Origin of the sequence: Comamonas serinivorans (assembly GCF_002158865.1) — a bacterium.
Taxonomy (GTDB): domain Bacteria; phylum Pseudomonadota; class Gammaproteobacteria; order Burkholderiales; family Burkholderiaceae_C; genus Comamonas_E; species Comamonas_E serinivorans.
On record NZ_CP021455.1, the window covers coordinates 883,539 to 909,721 of the forward strand.

General features: G+C 60.2%; 20 protein-coding genes, 3 tRNA genes and 3 pseudogenes. 19 read left to right on the forward strand and 7 right to left on the reverse strand.

Going from position 1 to position 26,183, the window contains the following annotated elements; translation table 11 throughout:
- Window positions 1–42 precede the first annotated feature (42 nt).
- From clpX to CCO03_RS03755, 11 genes are all read left to right on the forward strand, one after another.
- Window positions 43–1,314, forward strand: a complete 1,272-nt coding sequence (gene clpX / locus CCO03_RS03705; RefSeq protein ID WP_087277428.1) for an ATP-dependent Clp protease ATP-binding subunit ClpX — start codon at window positions 43–45, stop codon at window positions 1,312–1,314.
- Between the two features lie 131 nt (window positions 1,315–1,445).
- Window positions 1,446–3,884, forward strand: a complete 2,439-nt coding sequence (lon, locus tag CCO03_RS03710) for an endopeptidase La (protein ID WP_087277431.1) — start codon at window positions 1,446–1,448, stop codon at window positions 3,882–3,884.
- Between the two features lie 115 nt (window positions 3,885–3,999).
- A tRNA-Gly gene (locus CCO03_RS03715) sits at window positions 4,000–4,075 on the forward strand.
- Between the two features lie 41 nt (window positions 4,076–4,116).
- Window positions 4,117–4,190: transfer RNA gene (locus CCO03_RS03720), tRNA-Cys, on the forward strand.
- A 28-nt stretch (window positions 4,191–4,218) separates the two neighbouring features.
- Window positions 4,219–4,294, forward strand: a tRNA-Gly gene (locus CCO03_RS03725).
- Window positions 4,295–4,439: 145 nt separating this feature from the next.
- A complete protein-coding gene (xrtH, locus tag CCO03_RS03730; protein ID WP_087284118.1) occupies window positions 4,440–4,973 on the forward strand; it encodes an exosortase H in 534 nt (177 codons plus the stop codon).
- Window positions 4,957–5,547 carry an exosortase H-associated membrane protein gene (locus tag CCO03_RS03735; protein ID WP_087277434.1) on the forward strand — a complete coding sequence of 197 codons (591 nt, stop codon included), beginning with the start codon at window positions 4,957–4,959 and terminating at the stop codon, window positions 5,545–5,547. The genes xrtH and CCO03_RS03735 overlap by 17 nt, the downstream gene beginning before the upstream one ends.
- A 153-nt stretch (window positions 5,548–5,700) precedes the next feature.
- Window positions 5,701–6,831, forward strand: coding sequence for a tyrosine-type recombinase/integrase (locus CCO03_RS03740; protein ID WP_087277437.1), 1,131 nt, complete (start codon window positions 5,701–5,703; stop codon window positions 6,829–6,831).
- Window positions 6,832–7,042: 211 nt separating this feature from the next.
- Complete coding sequence (locus CCO03_RS03745) at window positions 7,043–7,249, forward strand: hypothetical protein (RefSeq protein WP_087277440.1); 207 nt, start codon at window positions 7,043–7,045, stop codon at window positions 7,247–7,249.
- Between the two features lie 246 nt (window positions 7,250–7,495).
- Window positions 7,496–10,675 (forward strand): PriCT-2 domain-containing protein, encoded by a 3,180-nt coding sequence (locus tag CCO03_RS03750; RefSeq protein WP_087277443.1) that lies wholly within the window; start codon window positions 7,496–7,498, stop codon window positions 10,673–10,675.
- A gap of 498 nt (window positions 10,676–11,173) precedes the next feature.
- Entirely contained in the window at window positions 11,174–11,767 is a 594-nt protein-coding gene (locus tag CCO03_RS03755) for a hypothetical protein (RefSeq protein ID WP_157667479.1), read from the forward strand.
- A gap of 28 nt (window positions 11,768–11,795) precedes the next feature.
- Here CCO03_RS03755 and CCO03_RS20575 read toward each other — a convergent pair whose 3' ends face one another.
- The 5 genes and pseudogenes from CCO03_RS20575 to CCO03_RS19440 all read right to left on the reverse strand — a co-directional run bounded on the left by CCO03_RS20575 (window position 11,796) and on the right by CCO03_RS19440 (window position 15,138).
- Window positions 11,796–11,924, reverse strand: coding sequence for a hypothetical protein (locus tag CCO03_RS20575; protein WP_257789724.1), 129 nt, complete (start codon window positions 11,922–11,924; stop codon window positions 11,796–11,798).
- Window positions 11,925–12,051: 127 nt separating this feature from the next.
- On the reverse strand, window positions 12,052–13,050 hold the full coding sequence (locus CCO03_RS03765) for an IS3 family transposase (RefSeq protein WP_087277452.1): 999 nt from the start codon (window positions 13,048–13,050) through the stop codon (window positions 12,052–12,054).
- A 77-nt stretch (window positions 13,051–13,127) separates the two neighbouring features.
- Window positions 13,128–13,466, reverse strand: a complete 339-nt coding sequence (locus CCO03_RS03770; protein ID WP_087277455.1) for a hypothetical protein — start codon at window positions 13,464–13,466, stop codon at window positions 13,128–13,130.
- A gap of 329 nt (window positions 13,467–13,795) precedes the next feature.
- Window positions 13,796–13,939: pseudogene (locus tag CCO03_RS19435) on the reverse strand (transposase); the annotation flags it as partial.
- Window positions 13,940–14,445: 506 nt separating this feature from the next.
- Complete coding sequence (locus CCO03_RS19440; protein ID WP_157667480.1) at window positions 14,446–15,138, reverse strand: hypothetical protein; 693 nt, start codon at window positions 15,136–15,138, stop codon at window positions 14,446–14,448.
- Window positions 15,139–15,289: 151 nt separating this feature from the next.
- Between CCO03_RS19440 and CCO03_RS03775 the strand changes: the two genes are divergently transcribed.
- Window positions 15,290–15,466: a helix-turn-helix domain-containing protein gene (locus CCO03_RS03775; RefSeq protein WP_335583041.1), complete on the forward strand. Its 177-nt coding sequence runs from the start codon at window positions 15,290–15,292 to the stop codon at window positions 15,464–15,466.
- Window positions 15,467–15,548: 82 nt separating this feature from the next.
- Here the strand turns inward: CCO03_RS03775 and CCO03_RS20255 are convergent.
- Window positions 15,549–15,747: pseudogene (locus CCO03_RS20255) on the reverse strand (hypothetical protein); the annotation flags it as partial.
- Window positions 15,748–15,811: 64 nt separating this feature from the next.
- On the opposite strand from CCO03_RS20255, the pseudogene CCO03_RS19445 reads away from it, so the two are divergent.
- From CCO03_RS19445 to CCO03_RS03795, 4 genes and pseudogenes are all read left to right on the forward strand, one after another.
- A pseudogene (locus CCO03_RS19445) lies at window positions 15,812–15,930 on the forward strand (transposase); the annotation flags it as partial.
- Window positions 15,931–16,016: 86 nt separating this feature from the next.
- Entirely contained in the window at window positions 16,017–16,880 is an 864-nt protein-coding gene (locus tag CCO03_RS03785) for a DUF5131 family protein (RefSeq protein WP_087277458.1), read from the forward strand.
- Window positions 16,881–16,916: 36 nt separating this feature from the next.
- On the forward strand, window positions 16,917–18,200 hold the full coding sequence (locus tag CCO03_RS03790; protein WP_087284123.1) for a three-Cys-motif partner protein TcmP: 1,284 nt from the start codon (window positions 16,917–16,919) through the stop codon (window positions 18,198–18,200).
- Complete coding sequence (locus CCO03_RS03795; protein ID WP_087277461.1) at window positions 18,197–19,042, forward strand: three-Cys-motif partner protein TcmP; 846 nt, start codon at window positions 18,197–18,199, stop codon at window positions 19,040–19,042. The genes CCO03_RS03790 and CCO03_RS03795 overlap by 4 nt, the downstream gene beginning before the upstream one ends.
- 288 nt (window positions 19,043–19,330) lie before the next feature.
- Here CCO03_RS03795 and CCO03_RS20705 read toward each other — a convergent pair whose 3' ends face one another.
- Entirely contained in the window at window positions 19,331–19,678 is a 348-nt protein-coding gene (locus tag CCO03_RS20705; RefSeq protein WP_418236046.1) for an energy transducer TonB, read from the reverse strand.
- Window positions 19,679–19,767: 89 nt separating this feature from the next.
- On the opposite strand from CCO03_RS20705, the gene CCO03_RS20260 reads away from it, so the two are divergent.
- The 3 genes from CCO03_RS20260 (at window position 19,768) to CCO03_RS19450 (ending at window position 26,102) form a co-directional block, all read left to right on the forward strand.
- Window positions 19,768–19,947: a hypothetical protein gene (locus CCO03_RS20260; protein ID WP_236904023.1), complete on the forward strand. Its 180-nt coding sequence runs from the start codon at window positions 19,768–19,770 to the stop codon at window positions 19,945–19,947.
- A 307-nt stretch (window positions 19,948–20,254) separates the two neighbouring features.
- Entirely contained in the window at window positions 20,255–25,042 is a 4,788-nt protein-coding gene (locus tag CCO03_RS03805; RefSeq protein ID WP_157667482.1) for a choice-of-anchor U domain-containing protein, read from the forward strand.
- Window positions 25,043–25,061: 19 nt separating this feature from the next.
- Window positions 25,062–26,102, forward strand: coding sequence for a rhodanese-like domain-containing protein (locus tag CCO03_RS19450; RefSeq protein WP_157667483.1), 1,041 nt, complete (start codon window positions 25,062–25,064; stop codon window positions 26,100–26,102).
- Window positions 26,103–26,183 lie beyond the last annotated feature (81 nt).

A 26,183-nucleotide genomic window follows, 5' to 3' on the forward strand; every position in this document is an offset into this window, starting at 1 on the left:
CGTTATCATTGCAGGTCTATCTGACTGGGGAAACCAACACGCATGGCCGATAAGAAAGGCAGCTCTGCTGAAAAAACCTTGTACTGCTCGTTTTGCGGCAAGAGTCAGCATGAAGTGAAGAAGCTCATCGCCGGGCCGTCGGTCTTCATCTGCGATGAGTGCATCGATTTGTGCAACGACATCATCCGCGATGAGTTGCCCACGACCGGCATCGCCGAGGCCAAGGACGGCCAGTTGGCCCTGCCCACGCCAGCAGACATCAAGAACAACCTGGACAACTACGTGATTGGCCAGGAGAAGGCCAAGCGCACCCTGGCCGTGGCGGTCTACAACCACTACAAGCGCCTGAACCACAAGGACGGTGCCAAGAAGGGCGAGGTGGAGCTGTCCAAGAGCAACATCTTGCTGATCGGCCCGACCGGCTCGGGCAAGACGCTGCTCGCGCAGACTTTGGCGCGCCAGCTCAACGTGCCCTTTGTGATGGCCGATGCGACCACGCTGACCGAGGCCGGTTACGTGGGCGAGGACGTGGAGAACATCATCTCCAAGCTGCTGCAGACTTGCGACTACGACGTGGCGCGGGCGCAGCGCGGCATCATCTACATCGACGAGATCGACAAGATCACGCGCAAGGCCGACAACCCGTCCATCACGCGCGACGTGTCCGGCGAAGGCGTGCAGCAGGCGCTGCTCAAGCTCATCGAAGGCACCATGGCCAGCGTGCCGCCGCAGGGCGGGCGCAAGCACCCCAACCAGGACTTCCTGCAGATCGACACCACGAACATCCTGTTCATCTGCGGGGGTGCGTTTGCCGGGCTGGAAAAAGTCATCGAGGCGCGCACCGAGTCGTCGGGCATGGGCTTTGGCGCCGCGGTGCACAGCAAGCAAAACCGCTCGTTGACCGAGGTGTTCGGCGAGGTGGAACCGGAAGACCTGATCAAGTTCGGCATCATCCCCGAGCTGGTGGGCCGTCTGCCCGTGGTGGCCACGCTGGCCGAGCTGACGGAGGACGCCCTGGTGCAGATCCTGACCGAGCCCAAGAATGCCCTGACCAAGCAATATGGTCAGCTGCTGGCCATGGAAGGCGTGGAGCTGGAGGTGCGGCCCGAAGCCTTGAAGGCGATCGCCCGCCGTGCCCTGGCCCGCAAGACCGGCGCTCGGGGCCTGCGTTCCATCATGGAACAGGCCTTGATCGACACCATGTTCAGCCTGCCGAATTCGCAGAATGTGGCCAAGGTCGTGATCGAGCAGGGCACCATCGACGAAGGTAAACCGCCTCTGTTGATGTATCACGAGGCAGCCAAGTCTGCATAAACGGGCAGCAGGCCATACTGGTCATGATCGGTGTGGCATCTTGAAATATGGGATGGCCAGCGCCAACTAGCGCGCATCTGAGAACAGGATCTGGCCGGGTTTGACTTGGGCCAGGTTCCACTGGAAACCACATGTCTGAACATATCCCATTGCCAGCGGCCCCCATCGACCTGCCGTTGCTGCCTTTGCGCGACGTGGTCGTGTTCCCGCACATGGTCATGCCCTTGTTCGTGGGCCGCGCCAAGAGCATCAAGGCGCTCGAAACGGCGATGGCGCACGACCGCCGCATCATGCTGGTCGCCCAAAAAACGGCGGCCAAGGACGAGCCTGCGCCCACCGACCTGTTTGCCGTCGGCTGCGTGAGCCAGATCCTGCAATTGCTGAAGCTGCCCGACGGCACCGTGAAGGTGCTGGTCGAGGGGCTGCAGCGCGCCACGGTGACGCAGGTCAACGGCGGCGAGGAGCACCTGACGGCCACGGTGACGCCCATCCCGGTGGACGACCAGCAAAGCGATGCCGAGGCCGAAGCGTTGCGTCGGGCTGTGATGCAGCAGTTCGACCAGTACGTGAAGCTGAACAACAAGATTCCCGCCGAAATCCTCAGCTCGATCAGCGGCATCGAAGATGCGGCGCGCCTGGCGGACACCATCGCCGCGCACCTGCCCCTGAAGCTGGAGAACAAGCAGGCGGTGCTCGAGCTGTCGCAGGTGGCGGATCGGCTGGAGTCGCTGTTCGAGCAGATCGAGCGCGAGGTCGACATCCTCAACGTCGACAAGAAGATCCGTGGCCGCGTGAAGCGCCAGATGGAAAAGAACCAGCGCGACTTCTACCTGAACGAGCAGGTCAAGGCCATCCAGAAGGAGTTGGGCGAGGGGGAAGACGGCGCCGACATCGAAGAGCTGGAGAAAAAGGTCAAGCTGGCCCGCATGCCCAAAGAGGCACGCAAGAAGGCCGATGCCGAGCTGAAAAAGCTCAAGCTGATGTCGCCCATGTCGGCCGAGGCCACGGTGGTGCGCAACTACATCGAGGTGCTGGCCAACCTGCCCTGGAGCAAGAAGACCAAGGTGCGCAACGACCTGGCCTATGCCGAGGAGGTGCTGAACGCCGATCACTACGGCCTGGAGAAGGTCAAGGACCGCATCCTGGAGTACCTCGCGGTGCAGCAGCGGGTCGACAAGGTCAAGGCGCCCATCTTGTGCCTGGTGGGCCCACCGGGCGTGGGCAAGACCTCGCTCGGCCAGTCCATCGCCAAGGCGACGGGCCGGAAGTACGTGCGCATGGCGCTGGGCGGCATGCGCGACGAGGCCGAGATTCGTGGCCACCGCCGGACCTACATCGGCGCCATGCCAGGCAAGGTGCTGCAGAGCCTGACCAAGGTGAGCACGCGCAATCCGCTGTTCCTGCTCGACGAGATCGACAAGCTGGGCATGGATTTCCGCGGTGACCCGTCGTCGGCCTTGTTGGAGGTGCTCGACCCCGAGCAGAACCACGCCTTTGGTGACCACTACGTGGAGGTCGATTTCGACCTGTCGGACGTGATGTTCGTGGCGACCTCGAATTCCATGAACATCCCGCCGGCCTTGCTGGACCGCATGGAGGTGATCCGCCTGTCGGGCTACACCGAAGACGAGAAGGTGGCCATTGCCTTGCGCTACCTGCTGCCCAAGCAAATGGGCAACAACGGCGTCAAGGACGGCGAGCTCGAGGTCCAGGAATCGGCCGTGCGCGACATCGTGCGCTACTACACCCGCGAAGCCGGCGTGCGTTCGCTCGAGCGCGAGCTTTCCAAGATCTGCCGCAAGGTGGTCAAGGCGGTGCAGCTCAAGCAGACGCAGGGCAAGGTGGTCGTGTCCGACGCCAACCTGGCCGACTACCTCGGGGTGCGCAGCTTCAACTACGGCCGTGCCGACGTGGAAAACCATGTCGGGCAGGTGGTGGGTCTGGCCTGGACGGAGGTCGGCGGGGACCTGCTCACCATCGAAGCCGCGACCATGCCGGGCAAGGGCAACATCCAGCGCACCGGCATGCTGGGCGATGTGATGAAAGAGTCGGTCGATGCTGCGCGCACCGTGGTGCGCAGCCGCGCACGCGTGCTGGGCATTGCCGACGAAGCCTTCGAGAAGCGCGACATCCACATCCACGTGCCCGATGGCGCCACGCCCAAGGACGGTCCCAGTGCCGGTGCCGCGATGACGACGGCCATGGTGTCTGCGCTGACGGGCATTCCCGTGCGCGCCGACGTCGCCATGACGGGGGAGATCACCCTGCGCGGTGAGGTGACCGCCATCGGGGGCCTGAAGGAAAAGCTGTTGGCCGCGCTGCGCGGGGGCATCAAGACCGTGATGATTCCCGATGAAAACGTCAAGGACCTGCAGGAGATCCCGGACAACGTGAAGCAGGGCCTGGAGATCATCCCGGTCAAGTGGATCGACAAGATCCTGGAGGTGGCCCTGGTGCGTCAGCCGACACCGCTGGCGGTGGATGATGCGCCGGCCGTGGGGGCTCCGGTGGTTGGACCGACACCGCCCGCACCGGCTCCCAAGCGGACCCGTGAGGCGCGCAAGCATTGAGGCCCTGAGGCTTGTCGAGGGATGGGGCGCATGGCGCCCCATCTTTTTTGCAAAAATCGCCGGGTCGCTTGCGCCGAAGCAAAAAAACACGCTACAATAGCCAGCTTCAGACAGCGCGGGAATAGCTCAGTTGGTAGAGCGCAACCTTGCCAAGGTTGAGGTCGCGAGTTCGAGCCTCGTTTCCCGCTCCAGTTTTCTGATGATTTGGCCCGCAAGGGTTGGGTCGCAAGAGGGCGCGATAGCAAAGCGGTTATGCCCCGGATTGCAAATCCGGTTAGTCCGGTTCGACTCCGGATCGCGCCTCCAAATTCAGAAGAACGGCTGATCAGGTTTTGCGGGAATAGCTCAGTTGGTAGAGCGCAACCTTGCCAAGGTTGAGGTCGCGAGTTCGAGCCTCGTTTCCCGCTCCATGTGAGGGCATCTGGCCCATGAAAAAAGCGAGGCGCATGCCTCGCTTTTTTTATGCCTTGGGCCAGGGCGGATTCTGTCAACCGCCGTGCAAGCAAGTGTGTCGGCCCCTTGTATGATGCGCGGACTTGATTTCATGTGGGCGCCATGCATCGATTTTTGATCCTGTTCGTCATCCTGCTCCTGGGCTTGTTCACCATCGAGCTGTTGCAGCCTGTGCAGGACCATGTGGTGGTGCCGTGGACGGCGCTGTTGGCCAAGATCAGCGCAGGCCTGGCCGGCTTTTTCGACAGCAACGTCATCTCGGAAGGCAAGGTCATGCGCGATGCCATCACCGGCCATGGCGTGTCCATCGAGGCTGGCTGCAATGGCGTCGAAGCGGTGCTGCTGCTGGCCGCCGCCGTCATCGCCTATCCATCCTCGATCAAGCTCAAGGTGCTGGGCATCGTCCTCGGGTTCTTCGCCATCCAGGCGGTCAACCTGATGCGCATCATCACCCTCTACTACATGGCGGACTGGAATCCCAAGGTCTTCGAGTTCTTCCACCTGTACCTCTGGCAAGCACTCATCATGCTGGACGTGCTCGTCGTCTGGCTGGTCTGGCTCAAGCAGGTTGGCAAGGAAGAGGCCCGCAAGGACCAGGACAAGAACGCGGGAGGCAGTCATGTGGTGGCGGCGTAGTGAGATCAGCGGCCTGTTCTGGCGCACGCTGTTCTGGCTGATCCCCATGCTGGCCCTGTGGTACTGGGCCCGGGACATCGTGGTTCGCGTGCCCGCCACCTGGGCCGATTTCGCCATGCGCGCGATGTTCTCGTGGGTCGAGGGCACCCAGATCGAGGGCACCGTGCAGTCGCTGCTGACCACCATCGTCGTGCCGCACGCCTCGGGCCAAGAGGCGCTGGCCACGCCCGAAGCCCACATCCTGTCGTACTGCTACGGCCTGCCGCTGTTGTTTGCGCTGTTCCTGGGCGCCAAGGCCAAGGGCTTGTGGTGGAAACTGCCCGTGGGCTTCTTCGCCCTCACGCCTTTTCAGGCCTGGGGCATCTGCTTCACCTGGCTGCTGACGCTGACGCATGCCACCGGAGACACGGTGGCCATGACCACGCGCTTCACCGCCTGGGACAACAACGTCATCGCCTTGGGGTACCAGCTGGGGTATTTGCTGTTCCCGGCCATGGTGCCGATTCTGCTGTGGGTGTACCTGGAGCGCCGCACCGTGGCCACGATTGCCGTCGAGGGCGCGCTGTCGGCCTGAGGCCGGGTGACTCTGCGACAATGCGCGCTTGGCCTCGGTGGTGAAATTGGTAGACACAGCGGACTTAAAATCACTCGTGACAGTAGGATTGGCAAGGGTTTACGGCACATTGTGCGTAAATCTGCGTAATTCACTACACACGACGAGGGACGAATGGGGTCCATCACCACAAGCAAGAAGAACAGCGCAACCGGCAAGACGATCACCACCTACCGCGCATTCATCCGGCGCAACGTAAACGGCAAGCAGGCAAGCAAGTCGAAGGTCTTTGCCACGAAGACCGAAGCCAAGAACTGGTTGCGAGAAAACGAAAGCAGCACGGCGCTGGCTGCATTGAGCGCAGCCTCTGGTCCGACGTTCGGCGACCTACTAGACGCTTTCGTAAAGTCTCCGCCGACGAAGGGCACTCGCTACTGGGCGGAATCTCACGTAGATTTCTGGAAAGCTGAATTGGGCACCCTGAAGACTGGCGAGATTGAGCGAGGCACCATCAATACCTGCAAGGCCAAGCTGCTGGCGCAAAAGGCCCGGATTAACACCCCAGATGGTCCAAGGGAGACGGACAGGTATCTGACGCCTGCCACCGTAAACCGATACTTGGCGACGCTGAGCAGCGTTTTGAATTTCGCGGTCCAACGCGGCATCATCAGCCATCACCCCATGAAGGCGGGGCAGGTCGTCAAAGAGCAGGAATCGAAGGGCCGCCGACGCATTCTCACGACCGACGAGGAGCAGCGCCTGTATGACGCTTGCGATGCGACCACGTGGCCGATGATGCGACTGTTCTTGCGCGTATGTCTTACTACGGCTGCGCGCAAGTCCGAGGTGCTTCATCTTCGCTGGCAGGATGTCGATCTGGCGCAATCTGTGGCGTGGCTGCACGACACCAAAAACGGCGACTCTCGCGCTATGCCGCTTGTCGGTGATGTGAAAGCATCGCTGGCGGTGGCCAGTAAAGTACGGCCACCCGGCGGGGACTATGTGTTCTACGACCCGCGCCACCCTGAGCGCCCCAAGAATATCCAGATGCTGTGGAAGTCTGCGCGCAAGCGTGCTGGTCTTTGGCAAGATCGCGAGGATCCGCTCGACCAGGTTGTGCTGCACACAGCCCGTCACACGACGGCAACCAAGCTGGTTCGATCCGAGAAGAATCTCGCGCGCGTGCAGTCTGTTACCGGTCACAAGACGCTATCACAGCTAAGCCGGTACACCCACTTGGACAGCTCAGATTCTGTGGAGCTTGCTGAGCGAGTACTTGGTTCGAGCGGCCAAGCGGCAAACTGATAGTTCACGGGCGCAGTACGCGGGATTTGTAAAATAATGTAACTTAATTTGACCATATTTGATCAAACGTAGAGGTAGTCAGGATTTCGTTGCCTTGCAGGATGCGGCTTTCAGGGGTATCTGATCATATTTGATCAAGCGTGGACTTATTTTGGCTATACCTCTAGAGAAGCTAAGATCCATTCATTACAACCTCTTTAGGTCCGTGAGCATGGAAAAGCTGCAAACCGATTGGTTCGGCGTCGAAGAATTCGCCGCGCGACACCAAAACATCTTCCCCACTGCGCAAAGCCTTCGCTACCAGCTTCGCCACCGGGAGCGCAATGGCCTCACCTCGGCCTGCATCCGCTTCGGCAAGCGCTTGCTAATCAGCGAGGGCAAGTTCTTCGATTGGCTGGATAAACAATCAGGCATCTGAAGGATTGGAGGCCACTCACAAAATGAAAAAGTCCAGACCTCGCGGCGTTCTGGGCCTTTTCAATCCGCCGCCGGTGTAGGTTCTTACTTGCACGACCCGGCTGCATCAACTCATTTTTGAGCAGTCGAATGAAGAATTTTTTAATGACGCCGGTTGGCGTCGTGTGTGTGTTCGCTGGAGTGGTAGCCGGTTGGGGTGTCGGCTCGTGGTGGGTGCAAGCGGCAGCTCACTGCGTGGGGGGCTTGTATGACCGTCTCGCATGCTACCGACATCGAGCGCGTCCGCACCGCACTGTCGTATCTCGACTTCACAGACCGTGACGTTTGGGTCAAGGCCGCGATGTGCATCAAGTCCGAATTCGGTGATGCTGGGTTTGAAATTTGGGACGGCTGGGGCAGTCAGCACGACAAACACACCGCCAAGGCCGCCAAATCCGTCTGGAAGTCCGTCAAGGGCGGCGGCAAGACCACGATTGCAAGTCTGTTCTACGATGCCAAGAACGCCGGCTGGCGCGACGACAAGAAGTACGAGAAGCTCAGCCGCGAGGTGATCACGCAGCGCAAAGCGGAGGCCGCGCGCCGCCAGGCCCAAGCGGAGGTTGAAGAAGCCGAGACCCGCGCGTCAGCGGCCAGCCATTCCCGTTTCATGTGGGACCAGGCCGAGCCGTGCGAGGGCGACGGTCACCCGTACCTGGCGCGCAAGGGCGTCAAATCCTACGGCCTGCGTGTCGGCGCCTGGGAGAAGATCGACCACGAGCACTGTGAGGTCGAAACGGTTTCGACTCAGGCGCTGCTGATCCCGATCTGGGCGCCCGACAAGACCATTCACAGCCTGCAAGCCATTTTCACCGGCAAGGTCGGTGACCGCGACAAGGATTTTGTCAAAGACGGCGCGATCAGCGGCAACTACTACAGCTTCGGCAAGCCGGTCACGCTCGACGTGCAAGGCACGCAGCGCATGGTCATTCTGATCGGCGAGGGCTACGCCACACTGGCCAGCGCTCACAAAGCGACGGGGCATGCCTGCATCGTCGCGTTCCACGCCGGCAACGTGCCCAAGGTCGCACAGGTCATGCGCACGCAGTTTCCTGATGCTGCGCTGGTGTTCCTCGCTGACAACGACCGCAACACCAAAGGCAATCCCGGTGTGACCAAAGCGCGCGAGGCGGCGGACGCGGTCGGCGGCTTAGTCGCGGTGCCGCAGTTCGAGGACGGCGAAGACGACGCGACCGACTTCAACGACCTGCACGCGCTGCGCGGCCTGGACGCGGTGCGCGAGGCAATCGAGGCGGCGTTGCGTGCAGCCCCGCCACCCAGGCCGGGCGAAGGCATCCGGCCCGTTTGGCTGGTGCCCGATGATTCAGCAGACGACCTTGAGCGCGCTGCATTTGTGGCTGATCTGGTAATGATGCATTCCGTGGGCATGGGCGGGCGTATCGACCCGGCCGGTGTGATGCTGCGCACCTACTCCAGCCCAGCCGAGCTACAGGCAATCCTTGATGAAGTTAAGCGATGGACGCCGAATGCGCGGACGCACGTCATCGTCAAAGAAGCCTTGGCGCAGGAGATTGCCGGGTGGCGTGGCGTTTCTCGTCAAACCCTGGCCGAGGGCGAATCTTGGGTCGATGATCTGTGGGCGAAGCTCAGCGTGAAAGCCGGTGAGCTTATGCTGCCGGATTTGTCTTTGGCGACAGACGATCAGGTGGCAGTGCATGCGCAGGCCGAGCAGGTGGTGGTGACGGAGGGCGCAGCCAGTGTCACGCAGCCGGCACAAAGCCTGGATGGGCACTTTTACATTCTGGGTCATGACCATGGCGTCTACTTCGTCTTCAAGCACGCCACTGGTCAGATCGCCGATATCACAAAGCGCGACCTGACTGAGGTTGGACTGATCGAGCTGGCGCCGCTGAACTGGTGGGAGCACGAATTCCCTGCCGGCAATGGTGGCAGAGGGACTGGCGGCGGCATCAACAAGACAGCGGCGGCTGAATTCATCATCCGCACAGCGGAGAAGCGCGGCATCTTTGACCCCAGCAAGGTACGCGGTCGCGGCGCATGGATGGATGATGGGCGTGTCGTATTCCACGCCGGTACACATTTGGTTGTTGATGGCGTCGCAACCGAGCTGTCCGGCATCAAGAGCCGGCATATCTACACAGCCGCTGCGCCTTTGGGGAGACTAGGTGCACCTGCAACAGACGACGAAGGTCAGCACCTCCTGGAAGTCGCTAAAATGGCCCGCTGGGTCAATCCCGACTCTGCGCAGTTCCTGGTCGGCTGGTTGTTCGTGGCGCCCGTCTGTGGTGCGCTGGGGTGGCGCCCGCACATCTGGATCACGGGTGGCAAGGGATCGGGCAAGTCCACGCTGGTCGAGGATTTCGTCACGCCCTTGCTTGGCAAGGCTTGCCTTGTGTTTGATGGTGGTGGCACATCAGAAGCTGGCATTCGTCAAAGTCTGAGCGCCGACGCCAGGCCCGTTCTGATTGACGAGAGCGAAACCGACGATGACGAGAATAGGCGCCAGATCAATAAGGTGCTGCAACTCGCTCGCAGCAGTTCCAGCGCGGGCGCTGCCAAGTTGGTCAAGGGGACCGTTGGCGGCAAAGCATTGTCCTTCCACATCCGCAGCATGTTCTGCCTGGCGTCGGTGAACATGGGCTTGGTCAAAGCTACTGACATCAGCCGCTTTGCGCTGCTGAACCTGCGCCCCGAAGGCGATAACGATGGACATCCTGACCATTTCGACGAATTCAAACAGGCGCTTCTTGGCATTGAATTGGACGGCAAGTGGTCGGACCGCTTGCTGGCGCGTGCACTCAGCTTGGCACCGATCATCTTGGCGACGGTGAAGGTCTTTGCCCATGCCATCGAGCGTCAAGGCAAAGACCGCCGCTTCGCCGATCAGCACGGGACGCTGCTGGCTGGGGCATGGTGCCTCACGCACAGCGAGGAACCAAGCCAGGAGCAGGCCGATGAGATTGCCGCGAGCATCAGCTGGGACGCAGCCGTGGTGGGTCGCGCAGAGTCGGTCCCAGATGAGCAGAAATGCCTCCAGCTGCTGCTGGATTCGAGCGTTCCGCACCATGGCGACCACATTACGATTCGCTCATTGGTGAAAATCGCTCACGGCCTGACGGTGGACGGCCTAGACATCAAACCAAATGTCGCCAAGCGAATGCTGACCGACCGTTGGATCACGGTTTCCCGGCAGGATGGTGTGCCGTACTTGGCGATCCGGCATCAATCGACCGGCGTCAATGAACTGCTTGGTCGGTCACGCTTTGGCATCGACTGGGCCGGACACTTGGCCAGACTTTCGGGCTACAAAGTTCTGGACAACACTTCCTTCGGCGGGGCAGACAAAAAGGGCAAGGCCCACGGCATTCCGATGGCGACCTTCCTCAGCGAGGACGAGCCGGCTTTCTGAATTGCTTGAACTCATCCCGGCCCATGTGCCGGGTTTTTTGTGTCTGCGAGTCCGTTCCACCGCGTTCCACCACCGTTCCACCTTGATTTATTGCGTAAGTTGTTGATTTTTATAAAATTCCACCAATTTCACCGATTCCGGGAAAGGCACAGGTGTGTAAAACACCAACCATATGATTGCCTAAAAAATAGGCATCCAGCCAGCCGCCCCCTTACTACTATCTATTTCTCGGAATCGGTGGAATCGGTGGAATGGGGGCGCCAAGCCTTATGGGGCAAGGGTTTGCCGTTCCACCACCGTTCCACCTTTCGGGTCTTTGAGGTGGAACGGAGACGGCACTACGGCGGATGCGATCGCCAGCGGACAGCCATGCTCAGGCCCGGAGCCCACGGGCAGGGCTGCGGCTCAGCTCCGGGCCCAGCGGACGCCAGGCTGAGGGTCGTGACCCTAATATCGAAACAAGATAGTGCGTGTTTTGATTTTTTCAGGATGTAAAAAATGGGTAGGCCATCGAGTCCGGTCAAAGATGAAGCGATCGAAGCCATTCGCGAGTTGACGGCCAAGCACGGCGCCAAGGAAGGCTGCCGGCTGGCGCGTGAGAAATTTCCAGCCGTGCCGCATGGGACGTGGGGCCGCTGGCGCGTGGAGGCGGTCGGGTATTCGGGCGACGCCAACGCGCAAACCGTCGGAGCCTTGGCGCAGCAGATCCGCGAAACGATTCCAGCGCCGGAAGCTCTCAGCCACGTCGCTGGAGATCCCATGCCGGCTGTGGCGCGGTCGTTGCGGTTCTGGGATGAAATGGACACGCTGCTGCAGGATGCCGACCTGCTGCGCCGCTTCGCCCTCGCAACGGGCCATGACGGGGCTCTGAAGGTGCGAGTCCCAAAGGCACTGGTGGACGCGGCAAACATGCGCCAAAGCCTGTTGAAGCTCGCCTTGGCGCAAGCCGAGGTCGCTCATGGTGTCCAGCGCGCTCAACAATTTTTCGATGCTGTGATCGACGCGGTTGGCCAGGAAAGCCCCGAATGTCAGCGCCGCATCATGCTGCGCCTGCGTGAGGTCCAGGGCGAGGCCGCGGCGCGTGGGTTCTGATGCCTGCAGCGCCAGCGGCCGCGCTCGTTCACCGCTGTATCTCGGTTCCGCTGACGTTGCCTATCCACTCTTGGAATTCCTGTTCGCTGATTTCCTGCCCCCAGCCTTGGGGCTTGGGGACGTCGCCCTTGTAGGGAACAAACTTCTTCTGAGACACGCTCCAGACTTCATCTGGAAATGCGTTACTGGGTCCAGCAACCCGGAACAACGCGCCTTCATTTTCAACGTACCGGTACATAGACAGTCTGTCTCCCCGTTGAAGTCCCCTCGAATTCCTGAGCCAGTCAGAAGTAGAGGTTGGGGAACAGTTTGACACGGTACTCGACCGGGGGGATTCGGCCGAGGGCTTCATGTGGCCGATGATGGTTGTAGCGGTGCAGCCAATCGGCCGTCATGTCACGCACTTCCTGCAGGCTGTCGAAGACGTAGCAATCGAGCACCTCGGTACGGTAGGTCTTGTTGAATCGTTCGACATAGGCGTTCTGCGTGGGCTTGCCGGGTTGGATGTGATTGAGAGCAATGCGCTTGCTCTGCGCCCATTGCGCTAAAGCATGGGCGATGAACTCCGGGCCGTTGTCCAAGCGAATTGACCGCGGCGCACCGCGTACTTCCACCAGTTCGTTCAAGGCCCGGATGACGCGAGCGGCCGGCAAGCTGGTGTCAACCTCGATGCGCAAGCCTTCACGGTTGAACTCGTCGATGACGTTGAAGGTCCTGAACCGCCTGCCAGACCACAGCGCATCGGCCATGAAGTCGCAGCTCCAGCCTTGGTTGGGTTGGCCAGCGGCTTGCAGTGGCTGTTTGATGCGCGCGGGCAGCCGCTTCTTGCCGCGCCGCGGCAGGTTGAGCCGCAGTTCGCAGTACACACGCCAGAGCACCGTTTTGCCCCAGGGCTTGCCTTGGTGACGGGCACTGTCGTACAGCAGGCCAAAGCCGTGACGCGGGTTGAGCGCCATGTGCGTCTGGATGAAGGTGATGACCCCGGAGTCGTCGCGCGCAACAGCCCGATAGCGCAGGGTGGAGCGGGCGATGCCGCTGGCCTGGCAAGCGTGGTGCATTAGCGCCAGGTCAGCGTACATGCGCTTGAGCTTGGCGTTCTCGTCCTGCAGTTGGCGAAGCTGCGCCAGGTGAGACACCGTCATGCCCGCGAACTGGCTTTTCCACTTGTAGTACGTTGGCTCGCTGATGCCGTGCTTTCTGCACGCCTCACTGACCCTGGCACCCATCTCGACTTCTTTGAGGATGCCCACTATCTGGGCTTCGCTGAATCTGGATTTCTTCACGTAGAGACTCCTGCTGGGGGAATTCTCTACTTCCGGGTGGTTCAGGTTTTCGAGGGGACTTCAAACCCTTGCGTTGTTCATGATGCCGTCATCAACTGAGCTGGTCCGCTGCTCACGTGCTCCACGCCGTCGAAGCGGCTGCCGCCAGCAATCCGCAGTGGCGCGGCCTCAATCCGCGCCAGCGCAGCATCGGCCGTGATCTCTGAGAGTTCGGCGTCAGTCACTGGCGCACGGTAGAAGCGGCCGGAGCGAGAAAACGCCTCGTGTTCAGTGAAGGCGCGCACCCAATGCGTGCCGCACTTGGCGCAGCGCATGTGAGTCATGTCCCAGTGGTCGGCCGTCGCGCCGATATCGGTCCGATCGGTCCACTGCGTGGTGCCGTTCGGCTTGAAGCATTCGCAGGCGTTGGCTGTCATGGGGTCATTCAGACGGGTCGAGATGCCGCGCACGTACTCGCATGACAGTCTGGCGCGTTGTGTGGAGTCACGGGCAATCGTGTCACCAACAGCGATCCGCTGCGCCACGCGCCTTTGCTCCTCCGGCGACAGGGCTGGCGGCCATCCGAAAGGCTATCGTCATTTTATCGGCAGAGGTCGACGCCGCCCAGCGCCAGGCAGTGCGCCTTTACCCCGAGCCCCGCAAGCGCGTTCGCTCACGCGCGTACCAGTTTCTACAATCGTCCTACAACTCTTGGAGGCAGGATGAAGCGGTTTTTTCATTTCAGGATGACTCCAGCACCGGACTTCGCCGGACTACGCCACAGCCAGATGAAGACTTCGCGCAGGTCGTGTTCACGCTGTGGGGCGTGTTGGTCCATCAACGTCAGATACGGTGCAGCGAAGCTCCATTCTTCATCGCTGACGTCCGTCGGGTAGGGCTTGCGGGGCATCGCCGCACTCTACCTGCGGCAATTTCTTCATCGATCAAAGTTCATAACACGCTCTAGCCACAACGAACGATTCGTGGCGATCCTGGATCGCCACTGGCCGCAATGGCGCGAGTCACGGGCTGAGCTTAATGCATTGCCGCTTGGGGTAGGGTAATGTGCAAGAAGAGCCGGCGTAGCGACAAACAAAAATACTGATACGGAGCAGAACGGTGGCCATAATAGCCCAAGCATTGCACCCGCACACCCAGCTCGAATCCCCTTATTTATGCGGTAGTGATCTCAAATGGGAACTTCTCTATGATTTTTTCCCAAAGGTAATAGTGATGGCGCATGTTAGTACCAGCCATCCAATTGCAAGGCTTGGCCATTTATCGGTCGTCGAGAAGTGAGGGATGGCACCCAGCGTCTCAATCACGAGCAAGAATGCGCCGATTGCGAGCGGGAAAAGGCGAATGGGATGCATAGTCAGTCTTTGCTCTAATAAAGTGCTTGTGAAATTGGCTTGGTTACCGACATCTGATCCAGTGTCGTTCGGGTTGGGAAGCGTCCTCTGGCCCCCAGCACCATCCTCGTTGCTGGACTTGCTCGATGACTTTGTCTCGCTGCTCGCAGATGGCCATCGTGCGGGCTTCGTCTCCTGAACCGCCACGACATCTGCCGTGCAAGAATTCAGCACGATCGATTAAGACTTTGTCTTGGCCTGTGGGAGTCTGACTAGGCGTGTCTGCCGTGTGGGTAGCTACTGGGAGCTTCCAAATAGGCCCATAGCTGCCAAAGCAGGCATTGCGCAGGGCCTCAAGCTTGCCATTGGGCGAGCGTAGTTCTCCCCAATGGTTGATCTCGAATGCCACATGTGAATGCACCACCTTCCCATCGCGTCGCATTAACTGGTCATAGATCCAGACGTCATTGCCACGGCTTTTGACTTTCGTGATGAGCCACATATCATTTCTCTCCAGAGAGGCTAATTTGGCCAGCAGAACATTTTCAAGAGGCAAATAGCGCCCGTCCTTGGCTCGACAATCAATGTTGAAATCGAGAACGGTCTGGCGGGAATGAGCGCCAGAGAACTCGAGCCGGTGGCCGTACTTGGTCTGCAGCCGCTTGACGTAACTGGGATCGGGCCCTTGCCCGGCGGTGGCCGAGCATGTGAGCATCAGCCCACTCACCCACCACATCGATCTCAAGAGAAATTTCATCCGCTTCACTCCTGTCCTGAAGCGCAAGTATATGTGGACGATCGTCCGTGGTGCAATAGAAGTCATCACCGGACCATGGCGCATGCCAGCGTCCTCTCCGCGTTATGCACACGATCCTTCCCTGATCGCACTTGGCCAAGCGATCAGACGCATGCGACTAGCACGGAACATTTCTCAAGAAGAGTTGGCGCATTTAGGGGGCATCGATCGCTCTTACATGAGCAGTATCGAGCGGGGTCAGCAGAACCCGGGGATCCTGTCCATAGTGAACATTGCCACCGCCCTGCAGTCGAGTACAGAGGATCTCATGCGAGAAGCGGGACTTTGACCTTACCAAGGAGTGCTGTGTTTGCGTTACTCAACTGCAGTTGAGCTCAAGACTGTCCCCAGAGACTCACCCAAGGTGGGCACGCACGCCGGGCCTCCAGCGGCTCGGGGCCGTTCACCGTCATCACATAGTGGATCCAGCCTCCCGCGCTGGTACTGCTGGGGGCGGTTCAGCCGCGCGTTGTGCGCGTCAGCCAGGCGCGCTGCCCGCACCTGGGTAGGCTCCAGCCGGTGACGCAGACATTTGCGGTAGACCAGCAACGCATCCATCTGGCCGGCCAGCTGACCTGCAACCCGCCACCCGTACCAATGCAATAGAGAATCCGCGCAACCGAGAGGAAGCGCGATGCGCAAGAGCAGATTCACCGACAAGCAGATCATCGGATTTCTCAAGCAGGCCGAAGGCCCATACCGGTCAAGGAACTGTGCCGGCTGGGCGGCTTCAGCGATGCGACCTTCTATACGTGAAGGGCATACCTCCCTTGGAACGATAGTAGGCTATACTGTACAAAAAAACAGCATATCAATGCAATGCATTCAGAAAGCGGGTAATGGGAAAAGATACGCGCATTGAGTGGACGCACCACACCTTCAATCCATGGTGGGGTTGCGTGCGCGTGTCAGATGCATGTGACCATTGCTATGCCGAGACATGGGCCAAGCGCTTGGGCGTAGATGTCTGGGGCGCGAAGTCCGAGCGGCGTTTCTTTGGCGATGCTCACTGGAAGGAGCCCCTGAAGTGGGATCGAGAGGCGAAGGAGAGCAAGACTAGGCGGCGCGTGTTTTGTGCGTCCATGGCGGACGTCTTCGAGAACCGAAAGGATCTGCTACCGCATCGTCATCGCCTGTTGGAACTCATCGCTGCCACGCCCAACCTGGATTGGTTGCTGCTGACCAAGCGAATTCATCTCGTGCGCAAGCAATTGCCAAAGGGCTACGAATTGCCCGGCAACGTGTGGCTCGGTGCCACTGTTGAAAACCAGGATGCCGCCAGCAAACGGTTGAAGTACCTTCTGGAGTTCGAAACGCCGGCTGTCCGGTTCTTGTCGTGCGAGCCCCTGTTGGGGCCTCTGGATCTAAGGCCTTGGTTGAAGACGAGCAAAGCAGGTACGCGTGTGGACTGGGTGATTGCTGGTGGAGAATCTGGGCCTGGTGCACGCCCTATGGATCCGCAGTGGCCAGAGGACCTACGCAAGCAATGCAATGCCGCCGGCGTCGCGTTTCATTTCAAGCAGTGGGGCCACTGGGCTCCCTTGGAGCAGGCGGCTGATGTCGTGAACGGCCGTACGCCGATACACGTCGTCCGACGTGATGGCACGGAGGTCAAACTGGCTGCAGTTGGAAAGGGTAAAGCTGGTCGCTCCTTGGGTGGCCGACATTGGGATCAGTTTCCGAATACGGGAATTGGGGCGTAGCGTCGATCGACTTCAGGACCGCAGAAAGGCTTGCGCTTGGCAGAGAGTCACTACGATTGGAGGAACGGGCCGGCAGAGATCGATCCGCACAGTGTGACGAAGCATGAGGTGCTGGTTGGCTACCTGATTCGGTACTTCGAGCAGCGCACGCTCAATGCGCGGGGACGAGAACGGCTGCGTATCACGCTGGTCGACGGATTCTGCGGCGGCGGGCTCTACACGCTCAAAGGGCGAGGCACGGAAGTCCTCGGATCTCCGCTTCGCATGCTGGATGCAGTTAAGGAGGCCAGTGTCCGAGTCAACGCTCAGAGGACCAAACCCATTGAGCTGGATGTACAGTACATCTTCATCGACAAGGATGTCCGCGCGTTATCGCACCTGAAGCAGGTGTTGCACGATAGAGGATACGGTGCGCAGATCGGCCAGTCGATCCACGTCATTCACGACGACTTTGCCTCGGCATCGCCGACGGTATTTCGGTTGATCAAGGCTCACACGCCCCTTGTCCATACGGCGCTGTTCTTCCTGGACCAGTATGGCTACAGCGAAGTGCCGGCACCTCTGATTCAGCGGATATTTGCCGAGTCGCCGAAGAGTGAAGTGGTCCTGACCTTCCACGTCTCGGCATTCGCTACCTACACCAATGATGAGTTCACAGACAAGGTTTCCAGCAAGCTGGCCATCGACATTCGCTCGGCGTTGGGGGGACGAACGATCGAGCAAATCAAGGAAGAGGACTCGGCGGATTGGCGACGCTTCATTCAGGCCGCGCTGTACCAAGCGTTGGTGAAAGACTGCGGAGCGGAGTACTTTACGCCCTTCTTCATTCGTGGGGAAGGAAGTGGTCATGGCGAGTACTGGCTTGTGCATCTTTCAAGGCACCCGCGGGCACAGGATGTGATGAAGCAGGTGCATTGGGAGCGCCAGAACCACTCCATCCACTATGGCGGCGCAGGCCTTGACATGCTTGCGACCCACATGATGGGTTTCCGTCAGGAGTTCGAGGGGGGATTCGTATTCGACGATGCAGCACAGGACCTGTCCGCCGATGTGTTGCCTCAGCATTTGGCGAAGAACATTTTCAAACGGACGCAGCCTGTGCAGCTCGGCGAGCTCTATGCCTCGACCTGTAACACGTCACCGGGCACGTCGCTCATGTACAAGGATGCGCTTCAAAGGTTGTCTGGCGAGAAAGACATTGTCATTCGGTCCGAGGACGGAACGGTCCGACGGCTGGCACGGTACATGCGGGATACGGACTGGGTCGAACGAAACCGGCAGGGTTCCCTGTTTGTCGTTTCGCAAAGGGGTGATTTGTGAGTTTTTCTCTCGCGGGCAGCGATGACCTTTTGCCACATCTGCCGGTGGAATTGGGGCGAGCCGGGCAGGGGGTTGGCCGGTGGGTGCCAGAGATGAAGCACACTTTTCTGGCCAAGTACGTGGAAGGCACGAGGAGGGCGAGAGAGAAGTTTAAGCAGCGCGTCTACGTCGATCTGTTCTGTGGTCCCGGACGCATTCAGGTCAAGGGTGAAACGACGACCCGCCCTGGTGGCGCGCAAATCGCATGGCAGCATTCGCTTCGGGACAATGTGGCATGGACGTCGTGTTTCGTCGGTGATCTGGACATGGCACGGGCATTGGCCTGCGCGGAGCGACTGCAGGCGATGGGGGCGCCGGCCACGGCTCTGCCGGGCGCTGCCGAGTCCACAGTGGATCAAGTGCTTCCCATGATTCCTAAAGGCGCCCTGTGTCTGGCGTATCTTGACCCCTACAACCTTCAGTACCTGTCGTTCAGCGTCATCGAGAAGCTGGCGCGGTTGAAGTTTGTTGATTTCGCGGTCCACTTCAGCACCATGGATCTGCGGCGCAATGTGCTGATGGAATACAACCCGGAGCGTGCTCGCTTTGATGCAGCAGCGCCTGGCTGGCGTGACCATGTCGACCCGGTGGCATTTGTGCGCGGTGACGCGGATGAAGCGTTCTTTGACTACTGGTGTGGGCTGGTGCGCGGCCTTGGGTTTTCGATCAGTCGGCGCATGCCACTGGTGCGCGACGAAGGAAATAGACCACTGTACCACTTGGTGTTTTTCAGCCGTCATGAACTGCCCAATAGGATATGGGGCGACGTGGCTCAAGGTCCGAATCGTGAGTTCGACTTCTAGGTAAAAGGCGGCACTCCCCAATACCTCCCTGTAAAGCGCGGTGACCATAAGAATGCAGATCGACATTATCAGCAGTGCCGGCATCTATGCCTCGGAGAAAGCGGCGCTGGGGCGTATTCAGCAGACGACCTACTGGGATCGCGAGAGCGACCTGGCTCTGCTGACCCATTGAGCTCAAGGAGTAGCGGCGCAAGATCGAGCCGATGCCAGATCAGTTCGATGAGCACTGATCTGTGCTCAATGAGCGGGAGCATACCTGTACGCTCGACAATCCGATTCTGATCTGTTCTATCCTAAGCTAAATCGAATCGGAATCAGTACCCATCGAGGCCCCGGCTCAAATCGCCAAGTCCTTACAGACTGAAGCGCTGCTTCGTCCAATCGAGTAAATCCACTTGAGCGCTGCAGCACAATGGCTTCAACAGAGCCGTCCTCTCGCGTGAGAACGCGCGCCACGACTCGGCCCACTTCACCCAAGGACACGCTATCGGATGGGTAGACCGGCGCGGGATTGCCCAAGTAGCCGGCCCCTCCTGTGGGTGTCACCGTCACTTCAGCCAGTTGCGAGTCTGTGTTGTTGGATGCCAAGGACTCGCTTGGAGCTGCAGGCCTTTCTTGGACAAGGGCCTTGCGCATCTTTGGCGGGGTCGATGTGGTTTCCACAGCTGGTGCAGTAGCGGTCAACGCCGCGTCGGCGGTCGCCAGTGAGCGCCAAGGTTTGATGGATGACGCCGCTGTCGTTGGATTGGGCTGTTGGTGTGCCTGTACAACAGGTGCATTTGCTTGATTACCTGACGCTTGAAAAGACACAAAAGTCACCACCATGGGTGGCCGTTCGATCGAACGAAATGCAGGCGGGCGCGCTAATTTATCCACATAAAGTATTAATAAAAGGTGTGCCGTGACCACTAAGAGGACGACTAAAGCCTTTAGTCGCCATAGTGGAAATCCCTCAAGCAGTTGCTGTACCGCCAAGACTTTTAATCTTCTCATGCATGCTCCTTGAGCGGTCAGGTAGCTTTGATGAGCAACATCGGGCTCGAAAGTTCCACTGCAAGTCGTGAGCATCTGCTAGGATGCATCAAGCGTATCAATCAGAAATATTCTGTAAGAACCAGGTGTTCACTATAGCGTGGTCGTTTGAGGGGGAGACATATGCGCCGAAGAGGGGGAAATGGGACATCCGCGCCATTGCCGTGGATGCCGCGATCGATGCTGGCGTTTTTGTGGCTGATGTTGCTCTCGCTGGTCATGCCGGTCGACCCTCTACACGCACAGGAGGCAGAGTGTGCGGAGGTCAAAATCGTCATCGAGCAAAAGCTCTCCCTCGAGCGACAGGCCTTCGATGCCCACATGGTCATTCGCAATGGACTGGATGGGGCCTTAACCAACGTCAGCGTTGAGCTTTTCTTTCAAGACCAAGACCAGGCATCTGTGCAAGCGACGACAGATCCCCAGGGCGTTGGTGCCACGTTTTTCTACCGAACAGACACGATCACGGGCTTGAACAGCCTGCAAGGTGGCAGCTTGGCCGCCAAGGAGACTGCGGACATCCGCTGGCTGATCATTCCCTCGCAAGGTGCGGGCGGTGACACCGCAAGCGGCCGCATGTACTACATCGGAGCCAAAGTCACCTACACCTTGAACGGCGAGACCACCACCGTTGATGTCACCCCAGATTACGTGGTTGTGCGCCCACAGCCCCAGCTTGTCCTGGACTACTTCTTGCCTACCGACGTCAACGCCGACGACCCATTTACGGCAGAAACCGAGCCCAGCGAGCCCTTCACCTTGGGGGTGCGCATCTCCAACGTGGGCATGGGCACATCCAGCAGCACCACCATCGAATCGGCTCAACCTAAGATTGTCGAAAATCGGCAAGGCTTATTAATAGACTTCAAGATACTAAGCGGTTTCGTTGGTAACGAAATGCTTGGCAAAACCTTGCTGCTCAACTTTGGTGATATTCCGGGTCAACAAGCAAAAATGGGCAGATGGCTCATGGAAACCACACTGTCTGGCCGCTTTGTGGAATTCAATGCCAATTACTCACATGCCGATTCATTGGGTGGCGCGGTCACTTCTTTGATCAAAGAAGTGCGTACTCACAAACTCGTTCACGACGTGCTGGTGGACTATCCGGGGCACGACGACGTCTATGACTTCCTGGCCGAGTACGGCAGTGGGTACATGGTCTACGACTCGGCAGGCGGCAGCATTGAAGCCATCGACCGATCAGCCCAAGCCAGTTTGAATGCCATCAATGCAAACAGCATGCGCATGAGCTTTCCGGCCACGCAGGGGCTGGTGCATGTCAAGCTGATCGACCCGAACCGAGGTGTAAAAACCATCGCACGCGTCGTGCGCAGCGACGGCAAGGTCTTGCCGTCGCAAAACTACTGGTTGTCCAAGACCCGTAACCAGGACCTCAGCTGGTCCTACTACGTCCACATTTTTGACAGCAATCCGACGGGCGACTACGTCCTTGAATTCTCAGCCAGCTCGGGCGCCAGTCTGGCAGGCCTGTCTTACCTCGACGCCAACGGCAACGGCATTCGAGATGCGGGAGAAGCAGCCGATGGCAACACCAAGATCACCCTCAAGGGTGTGGAAGACGGTGGCAAGAGCGTGCTGCGTGATGGCTACACCGACGTCAACTGCGCCTTCAGTTTCACGGGGCTGAACGCCGGGCGCTACCAACTCACGGCGGACGTGCGCGCAGGCTGGATCGATGGTGTGTGGCAGGCCGGCTCCGCAGGAGGCAAGGCCACGCCCGGCCTGATCACCGACATCGTGCTCACGGGGGGCATGAACAGCCAGGGCTACCTTCTGGCCAAGCGACGCCCGGATCCCAGCACCAACACGGATCAAGCTGACCTTTCCATCGCCATCACGGCCGACCGGGCACAGTTGCGTGCCGGCGAAACGGCCAGCGTCACCGTGATTGTGCGCAACGCTGGTGAAGCCACCGCGAAAGCCGTCATGGCTCAGGTTGCGGTGCCTGCGGGCCTCACCTTGGTCAATGCGAGCACCAGCACGGGCAGCCACGGCGCAGGCGTCTGGACCTTGGGTGACATGAACAAGGGCCAAATGGCCACGCTGCAAATCAGCGTCAAAGCCGATGCTGTATCGGGCAATCAAGACAAGGGCATCTCCTGGCCTGTTTCTGTGAGCGGCACCACCACCGATCCACAAAGCGGTAACAACAGCGCCATGCTCGGCCTCACAGTGCTCTCTGACAACACGTCCGAGCTGGAACTCGAACAAACCCTGCCGGCACAAGCACGCGTGCTCATGTTGGTGAGCTGCCCGAGCGCGGCGATGGTCGATGTTGACGCCTGTGAAACTGAGGCGGTGAGCCAGGCTCAGAACCACATTGCCCCGCGGGTGACCGCCTTCGTGGCGGTGCAAACCTTCGGCCAGTGGCAGCAAGCCCTGCGCAGCGGGGAACACAACGTCTTGTGGCTGCATGGGGGTGCAAGCAAGCTCGATGCCCAAGCTTTGGCAGAACTCAAGGCTGCAATCCGTCGCGGCGCCTCGCTGGTGGTGGATGGTGACATTGGCGCTCAAACCGATGCAGGTTTGCTCAAACTGGCCGATGCCATGGGCGGCCAACACGCCTTGCCAGCGGTGGGTCAAAACCAGGCCGCGCGCTTCGTCAACGAACCGGAGGCCCAGGCCACGCAAGGTCCAGCCTATGGCTTGAGCGACCTCGCTTCAGGCACACAAACCCTGGCCAGCTGGAACTCTGGTGCGGCTGCGATCACGCGCGCCAACTTCGGACAAGGCAAATCCTGGAGCCTGGGCTTTGACCTGTTGGCCACTTTGCAGCACAGCGCAGGTGTCAGCCAGATCTTCTGGGCTGATCATGCCAGCCAGCAGATCACGGCCATCACGCCCGTCGTCAACCCATCGCAAGTACTCGCGGGCACCAAAGTGGCGGTGCAGACCGTGGTGCGCAACAATGCCGCGACTGGCTCGGACAAAGACGTCACCCTCAAGCTGAGCTGGCCGTCCGGCACCTCGGCCGATGATGTGCAGCCTGCAGCCACACAAACCACTGCGCAGGATGTCAACTGGGCTTGGAGACTGGCCGGTGGTTCAGCGCAGACGACCCAGGTGCGCCTGCTGCTGCCATCGTCCTCTGGCGTTGTGTCCGTGGACACAGAGCTCAAGGAAGCGGCGCTGTTGGGACAAAGCGAAACCAAGCAACTGAGCTTGGACGTGGTGGGCCTGGATGTGCTGGTGCCGCGCGTTGAAACAGCCCTGGCCAGCGCCGGCGCGGATATCCAAGCCGCCTTGGCCGCAGCCAAGACGGCGCAGCAACAAGGTGACTGGGCGCAGGTGCTCGCCGAACTGGCGAAGCTGCAAGCTGCATTGGAGGCCTCCGGCGGCACGCAAGCCAGCTTGCTCGACGTGGCGCGCTGGATGGGCGTGGCGCAAACCCAGTGGCAAGGTGGCGCGGTCGACACCCCCGCCAGCATCGTCGCCCAATCGGGTGTAGGGCAGCACACGGTGATCAACACCGCTTTCGCTGCGCCGTTGCGAGCCAAGGTGCTCGATGCTCAAGGTCAAGGCATGGCCGGAGTCAGCGTGCTGTTCAGCTTGCCCAACACCGGTGCCAGCGCACAGTTCGCGGATGGCAGCACGCAAGCCACGGCCCTGACGGATGCACAAGGCGTGGCCACCAGTCCGGCGCTCACCGCCAATGCCACTGCCGGCGCTTACCAAGCCACCGCCAGCACAGCGGGTGTGACGCCCTCGGCCAGCTTTGCCTTGACCAATAACCCCCAGGGCGGCACGGGCGCTGTGCCCGCCAGCTTGCGCATGCTGTCGGGCACGGGCCAAGTGGCCAAGATCAGCACCGCTTTTGTGGCGCCCCTGGTGGTGCAGGTGCTCGATGCACAAGGTCTGCCGGTTGCCGGTGTCTCGGTGCGCTTTGCCTTCGCCACTTCAGGGGCCAGCGCGCAGTTTGCGGGCAACCAGCAAACCGCCCAGGTGATCACCGATGCGCAAGGCCAGGCGCAGTCGCCCAGCTTCAGTGCCAATGGCACCGTGGGCGACCACCAAGCCAGTGCCAGCGTGACCGGCTTGACTGGCCAGATTCGCTTCCTGCTCAGCAACACCCAGCAAGCGCCCACGTTGGCCATCAGCCGCATGGGGGGAGCCAACCAAGCCGCGCCCATCAACACCGCCTATGGCCAAGTCTTCGCAGTCAACGTTGTGGACGGCCAAGACAAGCCCGTGGCAGGCGCGTCGGTGGTGTTCTCATTGCCCGCGTCAGGTCCATCGGCCAGTTTCGGTGGTGGTCAGGTGATCGTGGCGGTGCCCACCGATGCCGGTGGCTCGGCCATGTCGCCCAGCTTTGTCGCCAATGGCCAGGTGGGTCAGTTCCAAGCCTTTGCCTCGGTCGAGGGTGCGGCGCAACCCGTGATCTTCCCGCTGCAGAACCTGCCTGCGGGTGGCAGCCCGGGTACCCAGTTCACCGGCACCACGGCAACTGGCAGTGGCACCGTGATCGCCAACATCTCTGGCGGCGGGGCTTCTTGTGTGTTCAACCCATCGGCAACACGTTTGATGCCGCCCGATGGCGTGTGGTCTCCCCTGGAAAAATTCTTGCTCCCACACGGCTTGTTCGACTTCGAGCTCGTGGGCTGTGATGTCGGCAGTGAGGTGACCATCACCACACAGTGGCCAGACTTGCGGGGCATCACCGGCTACCTCAAATACGGACAAACGGCCGGCTCTGGTGGCAAGCCCATCTGGTACGCACCCAATAACCTGCGGATCGACCTGCTCAAGCACACGGTCACCTTCACCATCCGCGATGGCGAGTTGGGCGACGATGACTTGAGCGCCAACGGTGTCATCCGGGATCCGGGTGGTCCAGTGGTCGGTGGCGTGCAGGCGGTTCCGGGTCTGGGCACGTGGGCGCTGAGTCTGTTGGCCATGGCACTTGTGGCGCTGGGCTTGCGCAGCCGGCACGTCAGACGGGGGTGAGCGCGTCATGCAATGTGATGTGCACCTCTCTTCTGCACTGAACGCCCGGGTGACTTCGGGTTTGACTGCACTCCTGCTGGCTTGTATGAGTGGTCTTGTTTGGGCACAAGCCACGGGGGCTGCAGCAGCAGGCGTTGCGGCCTCCGGCAACGTGAACGCCGAGGACAGACAACCGCTGATTTGTGGCATGGAGGCTCCTGCGCTGCCGCTTGACGTGCCATCCGAATCCTTGGGTGATGTGCCAACAGGTGTGCCAGCGGTGAGTTACACAGCGGCTGAGCGGCAGTGTTGGTTGTCCTTGACACAGGCCAACGCGACAGCACAAGTGCAATGGGTCGATGTACGCGATCGAGGGCAAACCCAGCGTTTGTCCGCGCAAGGCGTGCCTCAAGTGCCACTGGCCAATCTGGGTGACCGTGCCTTCCTCAAAGGCTTGCCATTGGTGTTGCTGGGCAACGATGTCGACCTCAAGGTCTTGTCCGCCCAGTGCGTGGCCTTGCGCGAGTCTGGGCAATTCTTGCAGGTGCACGTCTTGTTGGGCGGTATCCGTGCCTGGGAACGATCGGGCAAGCCCGTGGTGCGCGGTGCAGGCGTGCAAATGGACACCGCCTTGGTTTCGGCCCAAGAGGCCTGGATCGGAGCTCGCAGTGGTGTCTGGCAGATCGCTGCAGTGGGCTTGGGTGAGGCGGATCTCGCTCAGCTGCCCACAGCCCCAGCGATTCGCATCGCGGGCCGGACCGCGGCTCAACCGTCGCCCATGACCCAACAGGCCGCGAGCGCGCTTTGGCAAGAAGTGGCCGCTCAGATGCAGCGCACGCCCATTGAAGCCCCCCGCCAATGGCTCATCGTGACGGCCACCGAAGTTCAGCAATCCCAACTCATGCAGGCCTGGCGCAAGGCAAGCGCTGACCCAGGCTCATCGACAGTCGACGCACTCGACGGACAACACCCAGCCACGTGGTTGGCAGGTGGCATGTCCGCTTACCTCAACGACCTCCAGCAACAGCTCGCTTTGGCACGCAATGCCGGGCGCAGCCTGCCTCGCATCTGCGGCATGTAGCATGAACTGTTCCACCTTGACATTCCCTTCGGCTCAGGTTCACGCCAGCCTGCGGCACCTCTGGCAGATTTGCTTGAGCCT

Coding starts and splice junctions, on each gene's coding strand:
- CCO03_RS03805 (WP_157667482.1), top strand. CDS start 20,255: ATGCTGGCGTTTTTGTGGCTGATGTTGCTCTCGCTGGTCATGCCGGTC.
- lon (WP_087277431.1), top strand. CDS start 1,446: ATGTCTGAACATATCCCATTGCCAGCGGCCCCCATCGACCTGCCGTTG.
- CCO03_RS03745 (WP_087277440.1), top strand. CDS start 7,043: ATGGAAAAGCTGCAAACCGATTGGTTCGGCGTCGAAGAATTCGCCGCG.
- CCO03_RS19440 (WP_157667480.1), bottom strand. CDS start 15,138: ATGAAATTTCTCTTGAGATCGATGTGGTGGGTGAGTGGGCTGATGCTC.
- CCO03_RS03770 (WP_087277455.1), bottom strand. CDS start 13,466: ATGACAGCCAACGCCTGCGAATGCTTCAAGCCGAACGGCACCACGCAG.
- CCO03_RS03755 (WP_157667479.1), top strand. CDS start 11,174: ATGGGTAGGCCATCGAGTCCGGTCAAAGATGAAGCGATCGAAGCCATT.
- clpX (WP_087277428.1), top strand. CDS start 43: ATGGCCGATAAGAAAGGCAGCTCTGCTGAAAAAACCTTGTACTGCTCG.
- CCO03_RS20260 (WP_236904023.1), top strand. CDS start 19,768: ATGACGCCGCTGTCGTTGGATTGGGCTGTTGGTGTGCCTGTACAACAG.
- CCO03_RS03735 (WP_087277434.1), top strand. CDS start 4,957: ATGTGGTGGCGGCGTAGTGAGATCAGCGGCCTGTTCTGGCGCACGCTG.
- CCO03_RS20705 (WP_418236046.1), bottom strand. CDS start 19,678: ATGCGCAAGGCCCTTGTCCAAGAAAGGCCTGCAGCTCCAAGCGAGTCC.
- CCO03_RS03750 (WP_087277443.1), top strand. CDS start 7,496: ATGACCGTCTCGCATGCTACCGACATCGAGCGCGTCCGCACCGCACTG.
- CCO03_RS03775 (WP_335583041.1), top strand. CDS start 15,290: ATGCGACTAGCACGGAACATTTCTCAAGAAGAGTTGGCGCATTTAGGG.
- CCO03_RS03740 (WP_087277437.1), top strand. CDS start 5,701: ATGGGGTCCATCACCACAAGCAAGAAGAACAGCGCAACCGGCAAGACG.
- CCO03_RS03785 (WP_087277458.1), top strand. CDS start 16,017: ATGGGAAAAGATACGCGCATTGAGTGGACGCACCACACCTTCAATCCA.
- xrtH (WP_087284118.1), top strand. CDS start 4,440: ATGCATCGATTTTTGATCCTGTTCGTCATCCTGCTCCTGGGCTTGTTC.